Below are 17,411 nucleotides of genomic sequence, written 5' to 3'. Positions count from 1 at the left end.
GGCGGTGCCCGTCACTGCTTCGCGCTTCGCCATGCGCCGCGCGTCGATGGCGCTTGGCGCGTGTGCGCTGGCCCTGCTCGCGGCCTGCGCGAGCGCACCGGGCGAGCGGCGGCCGCTGGTGTCGGTGTCGCTGCCCTCGGCACCCGTGAACGAAGCCACGCGCCTGCGCTGGCTCGACCGCGTGAGCTGGGGCGCCAACGCCAGCAGCGACGCGCAGCTCGCGCAGCGCGGGCTGTCGTTGTGGATGCGTGACCAACTCAACCCGCGCCCCGCGCCGCTGCCGGCTGCCGCGCAGGCGCAGATCGACGCCATGGCCATTTCGCGCACCCCGCTCGACCAGCTCGTGACCGGGCTCGACGCGCAGCGCAAGGCCGCCGATGCGCTGCCCGACGAAGACCAGAAGAAGGCCGCACGGCAGGCCTACCAGCAGCAGCTCAACGACCTCGCACGCGAGGCGCAGACGCGCTTCGTGCTGCGCGCTTTGTATTCGCCCAACCAGCTGCAGGAGCAGATGACGTGGTTCTGGATGAACCACTTCAACGTCAACCTGCGCAAGGACAACCTGCGCGCGATGGTGGGCGACTACGAAGAGAACGCCATTCGCCCGCACGCGCTCGGCAAGTTCCGCGACCTGCTGGGCGCCACGCTGCATCACCCGGCCATGCTGCGCTACCTGGACAACGCGCAGAACGCGGCCAACCGCATCAACGAGAACTACGCGCGCGAGCTCATGGAGCTGCACACGCTGGGCGTGGGCAGCGGCTATTCGCAGGCCGACGTGCAGGAGCTGGCGCGCGTGCTCACCGGCGTGGGTGTGAACATGCAGCCGCTCGATGCACCGCCGCCGAACGTGCGGCCCGCGCTGCGCGCCGACTATGTGCGCAAGGGCCTCTTCGAGTTCAACCCGAACCGGCACGACTACGGGCCGAAAACGCTGCTCGGGCAACCGATGCAGAGCCGCGGCCTGGCCGAGGCCGACGAGGCGCTCGACCGCCTGGCGCGCGCGCCGGCCACCGCGCGTTTCGTGTCGCGCAAGCTGGCCGTGTACTTCGTGTCGGACGATCCGCCGCAGGTGCTGGTCGATCGCATGGCCGCGGCCTTCACGGGCAGCGACGGCGACATCGCCGTCACGCTGAAGGCGCTGTTCGAGTCGCCCGAGTTCACGGCCTCGCTGGGCCGCAAGTTCCGCGACCCGGTGCACTACGTGATGGCCGGCGTGCGGCTCGCGTACGACGACCGCGTGGTGCTGAACGTGAACCCGATGCTCGGCTGGATCAACCGCATGGGCGAGCCGCTGTATGGCCACGAGACGCCCGATGGTTATCCGCTGAACGAGGCGGCCTGGGCCAGTGCGGGGCAGATGAACACGCGCTTCGAGATCGCGCGCGCCATCGGCGCGAACGGCGCGGTGCTGTTCCGCGCGGACGACAAGGCGCCGCTGGAGAAGCCCGCCTTTCCGCAACTGGCCGAGTCGCGCGCGGTGCGTGCGATGCAGGGCGGCTTGAGCGCGGACACGCGCGAGGCGCTGGCGCAGGCGAAGAATCCGCAGGAGTGGAACACCTTCCTGCTGGCGTCGCCGGAGCTCATGCGCCGCTGAGGTTGGTCTTGGTTTTTCTCCCTCCCCCGCTGGGGGAGGGCAGGGGTGGGGGCAAGCGGCGTTCGATGAAGCGCTGCAGTGAAAGCAAACGCCGCCGTGCCCCCATCCCAACCTTCCCCCAAAGGGGGAAGGAGCAAGGCAGGCAAGAACAAAGGACACATCGTCATGCAACGTCGAGAACTCTTGCGGCTCATGGCCGCCGCTCCCTTCGCAGGCGCCGCCGGCCAGCTCATGGCCGCGCCCGCGGCCGAAGGCGCCAAGCTGCTGGTCGTGTTCCTGCGCGGCGCGTACGACTGCAGCAACCTGCTCGTGCCCACCGCCAGCGACTTCTACTACGCCTCGCGCCCCAACATCGCCATCGCGCGCCCCGGCACGCCCAACGGTGCGCTGCCGCTCGACGGCAACTGGGGCCTGCACCCCGCGCTCGCGCAAAGCGTGATGCCGCTGTTCCAGCAGAAGCAAGCCGCCTTCATCGCCTTCGCCGGCACCGACGACCTCACGCGCAGCCACTTCGAGACACAAGATTCCATCGAGCTCGGCCAGGCGCTCGACAAGCGCCGCGACTACGGCTCGGGCTTCCTCAACCGGCTGGCCGGCGTGCTCGGCGCCGGGCCCGTCACCGACGTGTCGCCCATCGCCTTCACCGACCAGTTGCCGATCTCGATGCGCGGCAAGGCCAAGGCCGCCAACATGGCGCTGGCGGGCAATGCACGCTCGGGCATCGACGCGCGGCAAAGCCAGGTCATTGCGGCCATGTACCGCAACACCGCGCTGGCCCAGCCGGTGGCCGAAGGCTTCCAGGTGCGCGACGAGGTGATGCGCGCCGTGCAGGCCGAGATGGACGCCGCCAGCCGCAACGCCATGACCGCCAAGGGCTTCGAGCTGGTCGCGCGCCGCATGGCGCTGCTGATGCGCGACCGCTTCGACCTGGGCTTTGTCGACGTCGGCGGCTGGGACACGCACGTGGGGCAGGGCGCAGCCACCGGCTACCTCGCCAACCGCTTCGAGGAACTGGGCCGCGGCGTGGCCGGCTTCGCGCAGGAGATGGGTGAGGACGCCTGGCGCCAGACCGTGGTGGTCGTCATCAGCGAGTTCGGCCGCACCTTCCGCGAGAACGGCAACCGCGGCACCGACCACGGGCACGGCACCGTCTACTGGGTGCTCGGCGGCGGGCTCTCGGCGCAGGCCGGCGGGCGCATCGTCGGCGAGCAGCAGGCGCTGACGCAGGCCACGCTGTTCCAGAACCGCGACTACCCGGTGCTCAATGAATACCGGGCGGTGTTCGGCGGGCTGTTCCAGCGGATGTATGGGCTGTCGGCGGCGCAGCTGGCGCGCGTGTTCGACGGCGTCGCGCCGAAGGATCTGCAGTTGGTTTGAATTGAAGGGCGCGGGCGCGGGCGCCGGCCCCGTGCGCCCTCACCCCGGAATGTTCGGCTCCACCAACTGCGCCAAGGCCACGAACGACTCCTGCCAGCCCAGGTAGCACATCTCGGCTGGAATCACCTCCGGAATGCCTTCCTGCACGATGGAAATTTCAGTGCCGCAGGACACCGGTGTCAGGCTCACGGTGGTCTTCATGGTGCCGGGAAGGTTGGCATCGTCGAAGGTCGCGTCGTAGGCAATGCGCGCGTCGGGCACCAGTTCCAGATACGTCCCGCCGAACGAGTGGCTGTGGCCTGTACCGAAGTTGGTGAAGGACATGTGCCAGGCGCCGCCCACCACGGGCTCCATGGCGTGGACCTTGCCGGTGAACCCGAACGGCGGGAGCCAGCGCTCGAACGCGCCGGGCTCGGTGAACGCGCGGTAGATCCGGCTGGGCGGGGCGCGAAGAACGCGGTGCAGACGCACGGTGTTGGTAGCCATGGATGTTTTCTCCCAGGAACAGAAGATGACCCCCGGTGGGCGTCGAACGAGCCCGTCGACAACAGGCGTGCCGCAATACTAGGTTCCTGTACAGCTCCGGTGAAGAAGCGGTTTCTACCTACATGCGTGGACGCAGCCGCAGATAGTTTTGCCTTGTGCATTTGCACATGTAGCGCTGTGGAGCTGTCATGCAAACAAAGCCGAAAGTGGGCGATGCCGTCGATTGGAAGACGCCGCAAGGCGAAACCACCGGCAAGGTGGTGCGCAAGGTGACGAAGTCGGCGCGCGTGAAAGGCCATGTCGCGAAGGCTTCCGACGCCGCGCCGCAATTCGAAGTAAAGAGCGACAAGACGGGCAAGACCGCGATCCACAAGGCTTCTGCTTTGAAGCGCCACGCGTGAGAGAAGTGCTGAGCGCATAGACGGGGTTGGGTTTGACAGCCAGCTCCTGATGCGCAATCCGCTCACCGGCGTGCAAGAGAAAGCGCCGCTCTTGTCGATGTGGCTGACGATCCCGCGAGTGCGCTCCATCAGCGCCGTGCCTGGCGAGGCGCGCCCACCCAATGCACCACGGCGGCGGCGACTCCCAGCACGAGGCCGAAGACCACGATGCCGCTCCAGCCGTAGCGCGCCATCAGCCAGCCGCTGGCCATCACGCCGAGGGCGCCGCCGGAGAACGTGGCGGTCATGTACAGGCTGTTGATGCGGCCTTGCGCCTTCGGATCGACGGCAAAGGCGCGGGTCTGGTTGGCCACCAGGCCCGACTGCACGCCGATGTCGAGCACGATGACGCCCAGCACCAGGAACACCAGCGACGACTCCGCGCCGGCCAGCAGCAGGAAGGCCACCGTCACGATGCCGATGCTGGCTGCGATGACGCTGCGCGATCCCAGCCGGTCGGTGGCGCGGCCGCCGAGCGACGCGGCCATGGCCCCGGCCGCGCCGATGATGCCGAAGCCGCCTGCCCAGGCGCTGCCGAGGTGCCACGGGCCGCTCGCCAGCAGCGCCGCCAGGTTGACCCAGAAGGCATTGAAGCAGGCCCACAGCAGCGCCTGCACCATCATCGATTCGCGAATCGCGCGGTGATCGCGGGCCAGCGGCCACAACGAGGCCAGCAGGCGTCCGTAGGACAGGTCGGTGCTCGGCACGCCACGCGGCAGCAGCTTGGCGGCCGCGATCCACACCGGAACCATGAACGCCGCCTCCAGGCCGTAGACGGCGCGCCAACCGCAGGCCGCGCCCACCACGCCGCTGATCGTGCGGCCCAGCAGGATGCCGACCATGATGCCGCTGACGACCGTGCCGACCGAGCGCCCACGCTCGCCGGGCAGCGACATGACGGCCGCGAAGGGCACCAGCTGCTGGGGCACGCAGCTGACGATGCCCAGCGCGAAGGAGGCCGCGATCAGCGACCAGATGCCGGGCGCCAGCGCCGCCGCCGCGGCGAAGACGAAGGCTCCGGCGATCTGGCCCAGCACCAGCTTGCGGCGGTCGAAGCGGTCGCCCAGCGGCAGCAACAACGCCAGCCCCACGGCGAAGCCGAGCAGCGCCGAGCCCGCGACGAGGTCTACCGTTGCCACGTCCACCTCCATGCCCGATGCAATCAGCGGCAGGATCGGCTGGGTGCAGTAGATGTTGGTGATCACCGCGCCGGCGATGATCGCCATCATGAGGATCTTGCCGCGCGATGCGACCACGGGCGCTGGCGGACTGGCGGGTGTGATGAACGGGCTGCTCACGGCGTTCTCCTTCGATGTGTGCCTCCGGTTGCGGCGGGATGCCGCGCTCCGGAGAGAGCGATGCCCTAAGTTACTTGTTTGCACGTGCCGAGAGAATCCTGCAAGATCGAGAATGATTCTTCCGAAATTTGGTAGCCGCGAATGAACCGTCTCGAGTCGATGTCCATCCTTGTCGCCGTCGTCGATGCGGGCAGCCTGTCGGCCGCCGCGCGTTTTCTCGACATGCCGCTGGCGACGGTCAGCCGCAAGGTGGCGGAACTGGAGGCGCACCTGAAGACGCGCCTGCTCCACCGCACGACGCGGCAGCTGTCGCTGACGGAAGCCGGCATCTCCTACGTGGCGGCGTGCCGGCGCATCCTCGAGGAAATCGGCGAAGCCGAGCGCGCCGCGACGGGGGAGTACGCCTCGCCCAAGGGCGAACTGGTGGTCACGGCGCCCGAGATGTTCGGACGCCTGCACGTCGTGCCCGTGGTCGCGGAATTTCTCGCGCACTATCCGCAGATCGGCGTCAGCCTGATGCTCACGGACCGCGTCGTGCATCTGATGGACGAGCACGCCGACGCGGCGGTACGGATCGGCCAGTTGCCCGACAGCACGCTGATGGCAACGCGCGTCGGCACGGTGCGGCGCGTCGTCTGCGCCAGCCCGGCCTATCTGGCGGCGCACGGCGTGCCGGCCAGGCCGCAGGACCTTGCGGCGCACGCGTGCATCACCTTCGAAGTTCTTGCGTCCATGCGCGCCTGGGTGTTCGGTGCCGGCAAGTCCGAGCTGTCGGTGCCCGTTCAGTCGCGGCTGACGGTCAACACGGCGGAGGCGGCCATCGCGGCCGCAACGCTGGGCGTCGGACTGATACGCGTGCTGTCTTACCAGGTCGCGGATGCCGTGCGCGCGCAGGCGCTGCGCGTGGTGCTCGACGAGTTCGAGTCGGCGCCTTTGCCTGTCAGCCTGGTGCACACCGGACAGGCGCCGTTGCCGTTGAAGCTGCGCGCCTTTCTGGACTTCGTGACGCCGCGCCTGCGCGAGCGCACCGCCTGAGCCCGCGCCCCAAAGGATTCACTGCCAAATGAGCGAAGCCCCCGCCCCCCAGGACCCCGACGTGCTGCGCCGTCTGCTGCGCGCGAAAGACCGAATGGACGCCGCATCGCACGAGCAATGGCCCGTGCAGCGGTTGGCGCAGGCAAGCGGCATTTCAGAGGCCCACTTCGCGCGATCGTTCAAGCAGGCCTTCGGCATTCCGCCGCACCGGTACCTGCTCACCCGGCGCATCGAGCGGGCGATGACGCTGCTGCGCGAAACCGAGTTGTCCATCACCGACATCGCCTTCGACACGGGCTGGGCGAGCCTGGGCACCTTCGGGCGCACCTTTCGCGACATCACCGGAAGCAGCCCGAGCGCGGTGCGCACGGGCGGGCGGGCGACCGCGCACGCGCTCGCCCGCGTGCCGGCCTGCATCGTCAGCGCCGCGCGCCGGCCCGACCTCAGGACCGCAGTTTCGGAGAAGCGGCGCCAGGCAACGGACGGTACAAACGAGCCCGAACAACAGGAGATTCCATGATGCAGGGCATTGAAGTGGTGGGTTTGTACGTGCGCGATCAAGACGAAGCGCTCGCGTTCTATGTAGACAAGCTGGGCTTTCGCGTGCACACGGACGTGGGCAACGGCGACTATCGCTGGCTCACTGTGCAGCACCCGGAGCAGCCGTCGTTCCAGCTCGGCCTGTTCAAGCCCGGGCCGCCGGCGCTCGATGCGGCGACGGCGCAGGCGGTGCGTGCCATCGTGGCCAAGGGCGCCATGCCGCCGCTGGTGCTGACCGTGGACGACTGCCGCGCCGCCCATGACCGGATGCTGGCGCTGGGCGTGGAGTTCACGCAGGAGCCGACGGAGCGCTACGGCACGGTGGACGCCGGCTTTCGCGACCCGTCGGGCAACGGATGGAAGATGATCCAGGCGCGCCGCTGACCGGCGCGCGGCCGGTCGGCCTTGCCTGCTGCTATGCGACGGATTGCCGTGCGCGCGGCGCCGCTCGCACGGCAGTGTCTATCGCCTTGTCGAGCAGCTCCAGACCAAGGTCGAGCTCGCTGTCGCTGATCGTCAGCGGCGGTGCGATGCGGAACACGCCGCCCATCGACGGCAGCTTCACGATGTTCATGCTCAGCCCGAGCCGCATGCACTCGCGCGTGATGGCCTCGCCGAGTTCGAAGGCCGGTTCGCGGGTCTTTCGATCGGTGACGAGTTCCAGCCCGAGCAGCAGGCCGCGCCCACGCACATCGCCGATGCACTCGTGGCGTTGCTGCAAGCTTCGCAGCCCCTGCGCCAGGCGCTCGCCTGCGGTGCGTGCGCGTTCGACAAGTCCGTCGCGCTCCACCACCTCCAGCACTTTCAGGCCGACTGCCGCGGGCAGCGGGTCGGAGACGTGCGTCGTATAGAACAGGAAGCCGCGCGCATGCGCCTCTTCTTCGATGGCGGCGGTCGTCACCATCGCGGCCAGCGGCAGGCCCGCGCCCAGGGTCTTGGAAAGCGTGAGGATGTCGGGGGCAACGCCGTCGCGATCGCAGGCGAACATCAGGCCGGTGCGGCCGATGCCGGTCTGCGCCTCATCGACGATCAGCAGCATGCCGCGCTCTTCGCACTTGTGCTTCAGCGCCGCCATGTAGCCCGGCGGCAGTTCGAGGATGCCGCCGCTGCTGAGGATGGGTTCGGCGATGAACGCGGCGAGCGCGCCGGTCGACTGCCGGTCGACCTGCTCGAAACCGTCGTCGAGTTCGCGGCGCCAGTCCAGCGCGCCGTCCGGCGTCGTGAAGCGGGGCCGGTAGGCGTTGGGCGCCGGTATTGCGAACGAGCCGGCCGCCGTGGGGCCGTAGCCTTTGCGGCCCGCGCTGTAGGTGGCCGCCGCCGCGCTGCCGGTCATGCCGTGCCACGACTGCGTGAACGCCACCACCTCGTGGCGGCCCGTGACCAGCTTGGCCATGCGGATGGCCGCTTCGTTCGACTCGGCGCCCGTGCTCAGCAGCAGGCAGCGCTCCAGGTCTGCGGGCGCGTGCCGCGCGATCTGCGTGGCCAGCTCGACGACCGGGCGCGACAGCATGCCGCTGAAGAGATGGTCAAGCGTGCGCATGTGTTCCGACACCACCGCGACGATGTCCGGATGCGAGTGCCCCAGCAAGGCGCTCATCTGCCCCGACGTGAAGTCGAGGATGCCCCGGCCGTCCGCGTCGTAGACGAAGCAGCCCTGCGCACGCTCGATGATCAGGGGCTCGAAGCTGCCGCCGTAGCGCACCAGGTGCCGTTGGGCCTGCTGCCAGAACTGGGGGTCGTTGTTCCTGCTCATGTCGATGCTTCCCGATCAAAATGACGCACCTTACGCAGCACCTCCCGCGCCGGGAAGCGAATTGTTTTGAACTCAGCTATCAGGAGAATTCATCCCGTGAGCCAATCCCTGGACATCGACCTGCTTCGCAGCTTTGTCGCCATCGCGGAGACCGGCGTGCTGGGCCAGGCTGCGCTGCGCGTGGGGCGCACGCAGTCGGCGCTCAGCATGCAGATGCAGCGGCTCGAAGGCATCGTGGCGCAACCGCTGCTGCATCGCACCGGGCGAGGCGTGACGCTCACTGCCACCGGCGAGCGGCTGCTCGTGCGCGCGGGGGAACTGCTGCGCAAGCACGACGAAGCCCTGGCCGAACTGCGCGGCGAGCAGCTGTCGGGCGTGCTGCGCTTCAGTTGCCCGGACGACTATGCCGTCGTGTTCCTGCCGTACCTGCTTCAAGGCTTTGCGAGCCTGCACCCGCGGGTGCAATTGGAAGTGATGTGCGCGCCGACACCCCGCCTGCATGAGCTGCTGGCCCGGCGTGCGGTCGACCTGGCGCTGGTGTCGGTGTCGGTGGCCGAGACGGGCGGTGCGGTGGGTGGCGACGTGATCCGCCACGAGCCTCTGGTCTGGGTGACGCAGCGCGGCGGCGCCGCCGCGTCGATCGATCCGCTGCCGCTGGCGCTGGGCGCGCCCGATGCACTCGACCATCTGCTGCCCAGGCAGGCGCTGGAGGCCGCGGGTCGCGCCTATCGGCTCGCCTATGCCAGCAGCAGCCTGTCGGGCCTGGTCGGCATGGCGCGCTCCGGCCTGGCCGTCATCGTGCTGACGCGAACCGCCGTTCCCGACGACTTGGAGATCCTGACGTCGGCGCAGGGGTTCCCCGATCTGCCGGGCGTCGGGGTCAAGCTTGCATTCGCTCGTGACGAGCCGACCGCGTTGACGGCTGCCTTCGCGGCGCATGTCAGGACCTTTCTTCCCGAGGCTGGCCCTCCCGCGATTGCCTAGCCGCTGGCGCTGTTCGGACGCAACGCGGCGGGGCGGGCCGGTTTTCGGCCGCCAACCCGCTTTGAGACACCGCCGAGAATCACTGCATGCCCCACGCCGTCTCCCTTCTTCGCGCCGCGCGCCTGGCGCGAAGCGCCAAGCCCTTTCTTGCCCGTGGCGGTTTCAAGCGCGAGCGCTGCGCCGGCTGCCGGCTGGTGCCCAGCCACTGCATGTGTGCCTTGCGGCCCCTGCTGACCACGCGCGCGGGGGTGTGCCTGCTCATGGCCGACATCGAGCCGCTCAAGCCGACCAACACGGGCTGGCTGATCGCCGACGTGGTCGCCGACACCTTCGCCTTCGGCTGGGCGCGCACCGAGACCGACCCCGCATTGCTGGCCTTGCTGGGCGACCCGCAGTGGCAGCCGTACGTGGTGTTTCCGGGGCAGTACGCGGCGCCCGAGCGCGTGGTGCATGCCGTGCCCTTGCCCGACTCCACCGACCCCGCCGACCCCGCCGACCCCGCCGACCCTACCGGCGGCGAGCCCGCGAAGCGTCCGCTCTTCATCCTGCTGGACGGAACGTGGGGCGAGGCCCGCAAGATGTTCACCAGAAGCCCGTATCTCGATCCGCTGCCCGTGCTGAGCCTGCAGCCGGAGCAGATCACGCAGTACCAGCTGCGTCGCTCCGGGCGCGACGACCACTTCTGCACCAGCGAGGTGGCGGCCCTGTGCATGGACCTGGCAGGCGAGCACGTCGCCGCGCAAACACTGGAGGCCTACCTGGCCGTGTTCACGCACCACTACCTGCGTGCGAAGAACCAGCAGCCCATCGCGTGGGAGGGGGCTGCGCACAAGCGGCTGCGCGAGGTCTCGGGTGTGCTGCCATTGCGCGCCGCAGATGATCCGCACGCCGAACCCGACGCGCGGGGCCTGGCCGCGGGGGATTAGCCGCAGCGCAGCGCGAATCGGCGGTCGTGTGCGTGCCTGCGTTGGTCCTTGAGCCGGTCCTGCTCGAACGGCGGCTGCGGCTGGCGGGCCGCGGCGTCGATCGAGGCGATCAAGGCGTTCAGTTGGTCGCACTCCGAAGTCGAGCTGTCGACGTTCATGGCGACTCGACGCTCGTGCGCCAGTACAGACTGGGCCACGGCGCTGCTCTCGCGCATGTCGGCGGTATGTAGACCAGCAGCGGGGAAACGAGAGACGCGGGCCCACTGTCTTGCAAGCGCGCCTTGGCGAAAGCTTCTGCTGCCCGCGGGTACTCAAAGGGGGAGCGTCGCGCTCCTGCCACTCAAACGCCTTCGATGATGCGAATCTCGCGGTCGGCTCCGTCGCCCAGTGCAGCCAATGCGGCCTGGTATGCCGGGCTGTCGTGTGCGGCAACTGCTTGTTCAACACTGTCGAACTCGATCAGTACGGTGCGTTGCATCGCGCCGAGTTCATAGACCTTGGACGGTTCGCCGCGCGCCAGGAAGCGCGCGCCGTTGGCAGTGAGTGCCGGGCCGGCCAGCTTTGCATAAGCGGCAAGTTTTTCGGAATCGTTGACTGCGCGATACGCGCTGACCCAGTAGGCTTTTGGCATTTGATCTTCTCTTCGGTGCGCTGAAGGTAAAAACGTGACTGTGCCGCGTGTCTTGATTTGTCGCAAGCTCGGCACAGCATCTTCGGTGTGAAGAACGGTTTTGAGAGGCGCTGACGTTGGCGCACGTGCGGCAGGATGCCGCCACCATCAAACGTTCGACGACATGGCTTGGCGAGGATAAGAGTGCATGGAACACTGCATGGATTTTGAAGAAAGTTCTCGCACGCGGCCACCCGAAGACGCCGCCCGCGAAAAGCCTCAACCCACATGAACTTGCACATCATTTCGGCCAGTCGGTCGCTTGTCCAGGAGGCCTGGAAGGAGCCTGACAAGTGGGAGGAAAACCTGACCTCCGCAGAAGCGATGCTCGCGAGGGCGCTCGTTGAAGTCCCCGGCAACGTCCTTGCGGCGACGTGCCTGGGCGCTGTGCTCTGCGACCGGGGCGAACACAAAAAGGCGGCATCCGTCCTACAGCGCGCGGTTGAACTCGGGTCAACTGACCGGAATACGTACTTCAATCTGGGGGTGGCAAAGATGAACTGCGGCGCAGACGAGGAAGCCATGGCTTCCTTCCGAAGGGCCGAGGGCCTCCAACCTTCGCGGCTGTCGTGGGAGGCCTACTTCGACCCTCAGGCCCACTGAGTGCCGGGCCTGAACCACCGGCTGAAAGCGGCCAGACCCGAATGGCAGCATCATCGGAACAATCACATGAGGGGGTTTCAAGTTTGTTGGTCATACGTCCCAGTAGCCACATCGTGGCGGACCTGAGTTCGCGCGACCGCGCATCCGTCACCATTTCGCGGAAGTCTCGAGAAGTACTTGCGGCATGCTTGCCCGCCGACTATCTGTCATTGGCCGACTTCGTTGGCGCGCAGGAAATCGCGGGGGACTTCGTGCTGCTGAATCTGGCGCAGATGCTGCAAGAGACCGCTGGCAGAGATCATCCAATGATTGACCTTGGGAAGACCTGGTGGGTTATCGGCGCCTCAGGCACTGGCGATGCGTGGCTTCTGAGGAGAACGGAATTCGCCTCCAGGGTTGCGTTTCTCGACCACGACCAGGGAACCAGTGCGCAGGGGATCGATATGGGTATCGACTTCATGCAATGGCTCCAGTTGGCCGACCTGATGGCACAGGTGGAGCAATGTACGGGCAGCATCCCGAACGTTGGCGAAATTGCTTTGGCAATGAACAGTTTGTCGATGGGCTTGGCAGAGCGCTATCCGTACAAGCTGGACGTTTGATTCGCAGAGTGGGCTTGGCCACTGGCAGACCTGCACGGTCACGGCACGATTCTTCTCCCGCTTTTTTTTGTCCAGCAATGAACCTGCCGACTTTTGACCACGACGCAACGCGCGCACTGATCAAAGAGAGAGCCGACGCGCCTTTCTCGGCATTCGCTATTGGCGACCGCGCGCATCGCATTCAATCGTGCAGCGGAGATCGAGACGGCAGAGCCGCTGCTGCGCCAGGCCATCGCCTTCGATTGGGCCGCGCAAGGTGTTCCGAACGACAGGCATATGGTGGAGTGGGCTTACTTCGAGTTGCTGTTGAACGCCCGGCACGATACGGACCGCTTTGAGCGGCTCTTCGATGAAGCCGTGTCACGGTGTGCGGAAGTCGACACGGACTACACAGTGATCCATCCGCCCCAGGAGGAGCTGCTGGAGATCGCCGTTGGAATGGGGCACCGACTTGTCGTCGAGCGGCTCGCCGGGAAGACAGCGGATCGACGCCAGCCAAGAAGACGACCAAGGAATTGTTGGCTCGGGCCAAGGAACTTCTCTCTGGTTCCACCTGATCGCTGCGCAAACGGATCTGCTCATGCCGACGGAAGTTGGTCATTTTGGATCGATGACATCAAACTCGAACTGCACCGGATCGGCGTTTTCGACGTAGGCGCTGATCAGGTAGTGGCCGGCAGGATCGCCATCGGCCACGTCCCAAGACTTCGAAATGGTGCCGTCGTAGATGGTCAGGGTCACGTCCAGCGAAATGGTCTTGCGATCCGCTGACGTGCCGTAAGGCTGGCCACCGCTGCCCCACGTCTTCGGGGTCTGCGGCAATGTCGCGCGTTCGAGAACGCGGACCTTGCCAGATTTCTGGTTGAGTTTCAGGATCCAACCGTAGTTTTGGTTGATCGTCCGCGGTACGATTTTCGAAACCTTGAAGTCCAGCACGTCGTTGTTGGGCGCGAGCTTGAAGAGCCCAAAGACCGCATCGAGCGGGCACGCTCCCTTCGCTGCAGGAGCGACGGCGCAAGCTTTGAACACGGCGGCATTGGACTCAGAAATGGATGCCTGCGGTGCGGCGCCCGTCGTTTGAGCGCCAATGTGGGTGCACGCGACCGCGGCGAAAAAAACAAGAGGATGGCGTAGATATTTCATGGCAGATGAGGTTCGGCAAGCGACTGTCAAACGATCAAGCGGTCGAGCTGTATATCAAGCTCGGCAAACGCACCAGGGCGGCCATTCATCAGCTTGGTACCTGACAAGAACGCCCTGAAAGGCTGGCACCGGGCTGCCAAGGCTGGGTGTCCTCGGTCAACTTGGGTTGCGGCATTCATACCCTCTTCAACACCGCGTCGATGGTATCCAGCAATGTGTCTGCGTTCACGGGCTTGAACAGCACGGGGACACCGGATTCGCGCACCCGCTGCAGGCGCTCGGGCGCGGTCTCCCCCGTGATCAGCAGCAGCGGCATCCGCGTGCCATTGCGCCAACGCAAGCGCAGGCCCACATCGAGTCCGCTGCCACCGTCGGCCAATCGATAGTCGCACAGCAGCAGTTCGAACGCTCGCCCCTCGGCTTCCGCCTGAGACAGTGCCATGGCCGCCGTGCCCTCGTCGACCACCGCCTGTACATCGAATGCATATGCGCGCAACAACTCGCTCATCGCCTGGCGGATCTCGGCCTCATCGTCGATGAGCAGCACACGCCGCGCCAAGGCCGGCGTCGGAGGCTGGGGCGGCATCCGGCGCGGCAATCCACCTTGCTGCGGGGTGCTCGGCCTCGGGCCGGGTGACGTGTCGGGCGGGGGGTGTGCTGGCGCCAGGTGCACGCGAAAGCGCGTGCCGCGATCCACGCGTGAGTGCACCTGAACCTGATGATCGAGCAGCCGAGACAGCCGCTGCACGATGGACAGGCCGATACCGAGGCCGCGTGCACGATCGCGCTCCGGATTGTTGATCTGGTAGAACTCCTCGAAGATGCGGCCCAGCTGCTCGGGCGCCATGCCGATGCCCGTGTCGCGCACCTCGATCCACAGGCGCTCGCCGCGCGAGCGCACGCGCACGATGACGCCGCCGCGCACCGTGTACTTGAGCGCGTTGTCAACGAGGTTCGAGAGCATCCTCTGCAGCAACTGGGCGTCGCTGTAAACCCATGCACCACTGGCCTGTACCCGCAGCTGCAGGTCCGCCTGCTCTGCACGCGCCAGGAAAACATGGTTGAGCGACACCAGCAGCGTGTCGAGCGCGACGGGCCGGATGTCCGGGGTGATCACGCCGGCGTCGAGGCGGGAGACATCGAGCATGGTGTCCAGCGAGTGGCCCAGCGCATTGACCGAGCGCATGAGCCGCTCGGCGTTCTGGTGCTCGGGGTGATCATGCAGCGCGTTCTGCAGCGCCGCACCGAACAGCGCGATGGCGTGCAGGGGCTGGCGCAGATCGTGGCTGGCGGCCGCAAGGAAGCGCGTCTTCTCCACGCTGGCGCGCTCGGTCGCCGCGATCTGCTCTGTCAGGCGGCTTGCGAGCGACTCGTTCTCAAAGCGCAGGATCAGCGCATCGGTCAGCTGCTTGTGCTGCAAGACGCCGCGGCGCAGCGCAAACAGCAAATAGGCCGTGCCCACGGCTGCCAGGAACAGGTTCACGCCATCGCTGTGCCAGAGCAACGCACCAATCAGTCCTCCCATCATCGGAATGCCATAGCCGAACAGCGAGGCCGTCATGGGCCACAACGATTGCATGGCAAGCCCGCAGCCGACCATGATCAGGATGGCCATCAGGGCCGTCACCTCCGGGTTTTGCGTCGATACGAAGAACCAGGGCACGGGTGCGGTGGCCACGCCGATCAGGATCATCTGAAGGGTGTGCCTGCGCGCCCAACGCGGTCCATCGGCCAGTGGCACCTCGGGATGCCAGCGCGGGGCCCACAGCACGTACAGGTTCGCGAAGACAAGCATCGCCACAAAGGGCAGCACCATGGGCAACTTCAAATAGAAGTAGCCCATCGCGCCGCCGATGAAGGTGAAGCAGAGATGACCGCACACGCCGGCGTTGCGCGACGCATAGGCCGAGGAAAGATGCTCGCGCAGCACTCGCAGGCTGCTGGACGTGTCGATGGTGGTGGTGTTCAACGAAAGGTCGGCGGAAAGCGCAGGAACGCACAGATTTTGAGTGCAATCCAACCTGTTGGTGGCGTGGTGCTGCAGAATTCTGGGGGCTGACGCGGGAAGGCAACTGACGGGCCAGGACCCGACGTTCATCAGCGGTGCGCAGTTTGCCCTGGAGCAACTGGCCGTGCCGTAGGCTAAAGGTTCAAACCCGTACTTATGAAAAATATCCGCTTTTCCGGCGCGAACGCGTCGCCGCGGAGAACCCGTCGTTCGCCGTGCCGCCACAAGGTGTCCCGATCAGCGAAGCGGAAACTCAACTATCAAGTCAAGCCGAAAATGCTGCGCAGTCGCACAGATGCATATCAACTGCTGAAGCGGCTTGGTGCTCCTCCGCGGTTGCTGCTTCATGTTCAATTGGTTGGAGAAGCCGCCGACATGCTCGTGGAACGCTACGCAAAATTGGGGCTAGACGTCGATGCAAAACGAATTGAGTTGGGCGTGGCAATCCACGACGCCGGAAAGATTCTGCATCCGGAGGAGATGAGCGGACCCGGGTCGCTCCATGAAGCCGAAGGCAAGCGGTTGATGCTTGAGAACGATGTTCAGGTCGAGATAGCCGAGTGCTGTGTATCTCACGCAGCATGGCGCAGCCCCGGTCTGGGATTGGAAGAGCTCTCCGTTGCGCTTGCTGACAAGCTATGGAAAGGCAAGCGAGAGGAGGAACTGGAGCTTCTTGTAATCGACAAAGCTGCGCAGCACCTGGGGACGGACCGTTGGGAAGTATTTGCTGCGCTTGATTCTGTGTTCGAAGACATCTCGGCTGGGGGTACGGAACGCCTGCAGCGCAGCAGCATCGCGTGATAACGCGGCGCGCCTCTCGCGAAAATACGATGGCTGCTATCGGCCGCTAGTCATGACTGCTCAGTGCCAATGCGGTCTTCCGACATTGTTCAAAGCGGCCGGTCGTCGCGCCAAAGCTATGAGACATCTCCTTTCACGCACTGCCCAGCCAGGCACGCTGAATAAAATCCGGCCATGTCCGCCGCTTCAGTTCCACGCCCCCAGTGCACCGCTTGCCTGCGCCCGCTCAGCGCCTGCATTTGCCGCTGGGTCGCGCCCACCGCCCACGCGGTGGAGGTACTGGTGCTGCAGCACCCGATGGAGGTACATCAGGCCAAAGGCAGCGCCCGCCTGCTGCACCTCAGCTTGGCGCACTGCCGCTTGGTGGTGGGTGAGGCATTTGCCGTGCCGGTGTGGCCGGTGGACGGCAAGCACACGCTGCTGCTGTACCCGGACAGTCTGCAAGATTCCGCGCCGGACCTGCGGGTTGAGCCCCCGCTACCGCGCGAGTGGCTGCAAGCCCAGTCGCGCCTGCGTCTGGTCGTGCTGGACGGCACCTGGCGCAAAAGCCGAAAGATGCTCTACCAAAGCCCGCCACTGCAACAGTTGCCCCGCTTGGCGCTGCGCAACCTGCCGCCTTCGCACTACCGTATCCGCAAAGCCCATGGGCCTGACCAACTGTCCACGCTGGAGGCGACCTGCTACGCCTTGGGCCAACTGGAAGGCGGTGCGGCGCGGTTCCAGCCCTTGTTGGATGCCTTCGACGGGTTTGTAGAGTACTTGGAGCAGGCTGGCGGGCAGCGAAACGCGCAAACTGACAAGTCCTGCCCTCGACCAAGGGTTGCGGGGTTCATTTAGGTGACCAGCCAATCGCTGGTTTTGGCCGACTGGAGTCGAAGGGAGTCGACGCCACCGGGCCGGTTGGGACATCAGGTTGCTCCGGTCGGACGCCGGAAAGCAGTCAAGTTCGGATATGGGTTGCTATCGGATGACTGGTGCCAGAACTTTGCTGGATGGCCTCTCATGCCCGAATCTAGCCAGAGCACTGCCGGCGGCGCAGGGCCCGGGGCGGTCCGTTGCTGGACCTCGCCGAAGCGCTGCTTCGCAGCGATTGCGGCCGCCCGGAGTCCGCCAGCGAAAGGCTGCTCCGCCCTGCAAAGCAGCCGTTG

The 17,411-nt window shown here is 66.3% G+C and carries 19 protein-coding genes; 12 read left to right on the top strand and 7 right to left on the bottom strand.

What is annotated here, in order from left to right; translation table 11 throughout:
• Positions 1 to 31 precede the first annotated feature (31 nt).
• Complete coding sequence (locus AC0IYU_RS10320; protein WP_472116169.1) at positions 32 to 1,597, top strand: DUF1800 domain-containing protein; 1,566 nt, start codon at positions 32 to 34, stop codon at positions 1,595 to 1,597.
• A gap of 165 nt (positions 1,598 to 1,762) precedes the next feature.
• Complete coding sequence (locus tag AC0IYU_RS10315; RefSeq protein ID WP_472116061.1) at positions 1,763 to 2,974, top strand: DUF1501 domain-containing protein; 1,212 nt, start codon at positions 1,763 to 1,765, stop codon at positions 2,972 to 2,974.
• A 39-nt stretch (positions 2,975 to 3,013) separates the two neighbouring features.
• Here the strand turns inward: AC0IYU_RS10315 and AC0IYU_RS10310 are convergent, their stop codons facing one another.
• Positions 3,014 to 3,460 (bottom strand): SRPBCC family protein, encoded by a 447-nt coding sequence (locus AC0IYU_RS10310; protein ID WP_472116059.1) that lies wholly within the window; start codon positions 3,458 to 3,460, stop codon positions 3,014 to 3,016.
• Between the two features lie 206 nt (positions 3,461 to 3,666).
• On the opposite strand from AC0IYU_RS10310, the gene AC0IYU_RS10305 reads away from it, so the two are divergent.
• On the top strand, positions 3,667 to 3,861 hold the full coding sequence (locus tag AC0IYU_RS10305; protein ID WP_472116056.1) for a hypervirulence associated TUDOR domain-containing protein: 195 nt from the start codon (positions 3,667 to 3,669) through the stop codon (positions 3,859 to 3,861).
• 128 nt (positions 3,862 to 3,989) lie between these two features.
• Here the strand turns inward: AC0IYU_RS10305 and AC0IYU_RS10300 are convergent, their stop codons facing one another.
• Entirely contained in the window at positions 3,990 to 5,198 is a 1,209-nt protein-coding gene (locus AC0IYU_RS10300; protein ID WP_472116054.1) for an MFS transporter, read from the bottom strand.
• A 141-nt stretch (positions 5,199 to 5,339) separates the two neighbouring features.
• Between AC0IYU_RS10300 and AC0IYU_RS10295 the strand changes: the two genes are divergently transcribed.
• From AC0IYU_RS10295 to AC0IYU_RS10285, 3 genes are read left to right on the top strand one after another with little or no spacing between them, the layout of a single operon-like run.
• Complete coding sequence (locus AC0IYU_RS10295) at positions 5,340 to 6,233, top strand: LysR family transcriptional regulator (RefSeq protein WP_435485427.1); 894 nt, start codon at positions 5,340 to 5,342, stop codon at positions 6,231 to 6,233.
• A 28-nt stretch (positions 6,234 to 6,261) separates the two neighbouring features.
• Positions 6,262 to 6,753, top strand: a complete 492-nt coding sequence (locus AC0IYU_RS10290) for a helix-turn-helix transcriptional regulator (RefSeq protein ID WP_435485428.1) — start codon at positions 6,262 to 6,264, stop codon at positions 6,751 to 6,753.
• Positions 6,750 to 7,157, top strand: coding sequence for a VOC family protein (locus AC0IYU_RS10285; protein ID WP_472116052.1), 408 nt, complete (start codon positions 6,750 to 6,752; stop codon positions 7,155 to 7,157). Before AC0IYU_RS10290 ends, AC0IYU_RS10285 begins: the two co-directional genes overlap by 4 nt.
• 31 nt (positions 7,158 to 7,188) lie before the next feature.
• On the opposite strand, the gene AC0IYU_RS10280 is transcribed toward AC0IYU_RS10285, so the two are convergent.
• On the bottom strand, positions 7,189 to 8,526 hold the full coding sequence (locus AC0IYU_RS10280) for an aspartate aminotransferase family protein (protein ID WP_472116049.1): 1,338 nt from the start codon (positions 8,524 to 8,526) through the stop codon (positions 7,189 to 7,191).
• A 96-nt stretch (positions 8,527 to 8,622) separates the two neighbouring features.
• Here AC0IYU_RS10280 and AC0IYU_RS10275 point away from each other — a divergent pair, with 96 nt between their 5' ends.
• Together AC0IYU_RS10275 and AC0IYU_RS10270 are read left to right on the top strand one after the other, a co-directional pair.
• Entirely contained in the window at positions 8,623 to 9,510 is an 888-nt protein-coding gene (locus tag AC0IYU_RS10275) for a LysR family transcriptional regulator (protein ID WP_472116046.1), read from the top strand.
• An 86-nt stretch (positions 9,511 to 9,596) separates the two neighbouring features.
• Positions 9,597 to 10,436, top strand: a complete 840-nt coding sequence (locus AC0IYU_RS10270) for a tRNA-uridine aminocarboxypropyltransferase (RefSeq protein WP_472116044.1) — start codon at positions 9,597 to 9,599, stop codon at positions 10,434 to 10,436.
• Here the strand turns inward: AC0IYU_RS10270 and AC0IYU_RS10265 are convergent.
• Together AC0IYU_RS10265 and AC0IYU_RS10260 are read right to left on the bottom strand one after the other, a co-directional pair.
• Positions 10,433 to 10,633, bottom strand: coding sequence for a hypothetical protein (locus AC0IYU_RS10265; protein WP_472116042.1), 201 nt, complete (start codon positions 10,631 to 10,633; stop codon positions 10,433 to 10,435). The genes AC0IYU_RS10270 and AC0IYU_RS10265 overlap by 4 nt on opposite strands.
• 143 nt (positions 10,634 to 10,776) lie before the next feature.
• Complete coding sequence (locus AC0IYU_RS10260; RefSeq protein WP_472116039.1) at positions 10,777 to 11,067, bottom strand: DUF1330 domain-containing protein; 291 nt, start codon at positions 11,065 to 11,067, stop codon at positions 10,777 to 10,779.
• 267 nt (positions 11,068 to 11,334) lie between these two features.
• Between AC0IYU_RS10260 and AC0IYU_RS10255 the strand changes: the two genes are divergently transcribed.
• The gene (locus AC0IYU_RS10255; protein WP_472116036.1) at positions 11,335 to 11,709 is read left to right on the top strand and encodes a hypothetical protein; all 375 of its coding nucleotides are present in this window, start codon (positions 11,335 to 11,337) and stop codon (positions 11,707 to 11,709) included.
• 188 nt (positions 11,710 to 11,897) lie between these two features.
• Positions 11,898 to 12,311 (top strand): hypothetical protein, encoded by a 414-nt coding sequence (locus AC0IYU_RS10250; RefSeq protein WP_472116033.1) that lies wholly within the window; start codon positions 11,898 to 11,900, stop codon positions 12,309 to 12,311.
• Positions 12,312 to 12,908: 597 nt separating this feature from the next.
• Here AC0IYU_RS10250 and AC0IYU_RS10245 read toward each other — a convergent pair.
• Positions 12,909 to 13,454: a hypothetical protein gene (locus AC0IYU_RS10245; protein WP_472116031.1), complete on the bottom strand. Its 546-nt coding sequence runs from the start codon at positions 13,452 to 13,454 to the stop codon at positions 12,909 to 12,911.
• Between the two features lie 175 nt (positions 13,455 to 13,629).
• Positions 13,630 to 15,423 carry an ATP-binding response regulator gene (locus tag AC0IYU_RS10240; protein WP_472116028.1) on the bottom strand — a complete coding sequence of 598 codons (1,794 nt, stop codon included), beginning with the start codon at positions 15,421 to 15,423 and terminating at the stop codon, positions 13,630 to 13,632.
• A 195-nt stretch (positions 15,424 to 15,618) separates the two neighbouring features.
• Here AC0IYU_RS10240 and AC0IYU_RS10235 point away from each other — a divergent pair, with 195 nt between their 5' ends.
• Entirely contained in the window at positions 15,619 to 16,263 is a 645-nt protein-coding gene (locus AC0IYU_RS10235) for a hypothetical protein (RefSeq protein WP_472116025.1), read from the top strand.
• 174 nt (positions 16,264 to 16,437) lie between these two features.
• The gene (locus AC0IYU_RS10230) at positions 16,438 to 17,100 is read left to right on the top strand and encodes a tRNA-uridine aminocarboxypropyltransferase (RefSeq protein ID WP_472116023.1); all 663 of its coding nucleotides are present in this window, start codon (positions 16,438 to 16,440) and stop codon (positions 17,098 to 17,100) included.
• The last annotated feature ends 311 nt before the right edge of the window (positions 17,101 to 17,411 follow it).

This window comes from Variovorax sp. AC103, from assembly GCF_979254005.1.
Note: the sequence above shows the minus strand (reverse complement) of the source record. Positions and strands in the feature narration are given on the sequence as shown.

Bases quoted from the DNA above. Each gene is read 5' to 3' on its own strand.
- AC0IYU_RS10230 (WP_472116023.1), top strand. From the start codon at position 16,438: ATGTCCGCCGCTTCAGTTCCACGCCCCCAGTGCACCGCTTGCCTGCGC.
- AC0IYU_RS10260 (WP_472116039.1), bottom strand. From the start codon at position 11,067: ATGCCAAAAGCCTACTGGGTCAGCGCGTATCGCGCAGTCAACGATTCC.
- AC0IYU_RS10285 (WP_472116052.1), top strand. From the start codon at position 6,750: ATGATGCAGGGCATTGAAGTGGTGGGTTTGTACGTGCGCGATCAAGAC.
- AC0IYU_RS10320 (WP_472116169.1), top strand. From the start codon at position 32: ATGCGCCGCGCGTCGATGGCGCTTGGCGCGTGTGCGCTGGCCCTGCTC.
- AC0IYU_RS10245 (WP_472116031.1), bottom strand. From the start codon at position 13,454: ATGAAATATCTACGCCATCCTCTTGTTTTTTTCGCCGCGGTCGCGTGC.
- AC0IYU_RS10280 (WP_472116049.1), bottom strand. From the start codon at position 8,526: ATGAGCAGGAACAACGACCCCCAGTTCTGGCAGCAGGCCCAACGGCAC.
- AC0IYU_RS10235 (WP_472116025.1), top strand. From the start codon at position 15,619: ATGAAAAATATCCGCTTTTCCGGCGCGAACGCGTCGCCGCGGAGAACC.
- AC0IYU_RS10290 (WP_435485428.1), top strand. From the start codon at position 6,262: ATGAGCGAAGCCCCCGCCCCCCAGGACCCCGACGTGCTGCGCCGTCTG.
- AC0IYU_RS10295 (WP_435485427.1), top strand. From the start codon at position 5,340: ATGAACCGTCTCGAGTCGATGTCCATCCTTGTCGCCGTCGTCGATGCG.
- AC0IYU_RS10255 (WP_472116036.1), top strand. From the start codon at position 11,335: ATGAACTTGCACATCATTTCGGCCAGTCGGTCGCTTGTCCAGGAGGCC.
- AC0IYU_RS10310 (WP_472116059.1), bottom strand. From the start codon at position 3,460: ATGGCTACCAACACCGTGCGTCTGCACCGCGTTCTTCGCGCCCCGCCC.
- AC0IYU_RS10315 (WP_472116061.1), top strand. From the start codon at position 1,763: ATGCAACGTCGAGAACTCTTGCGGCTCATGGCCGCCGCTCCCTTCGCA.
- AC0IYU_RS10270 (WP_472116044.1), top strand. From the start codon at position 9,597: ATGCCCCACGCCGTCTCCCTTCTTCGCGCCGCGCGCCTGGCGCGAAGC.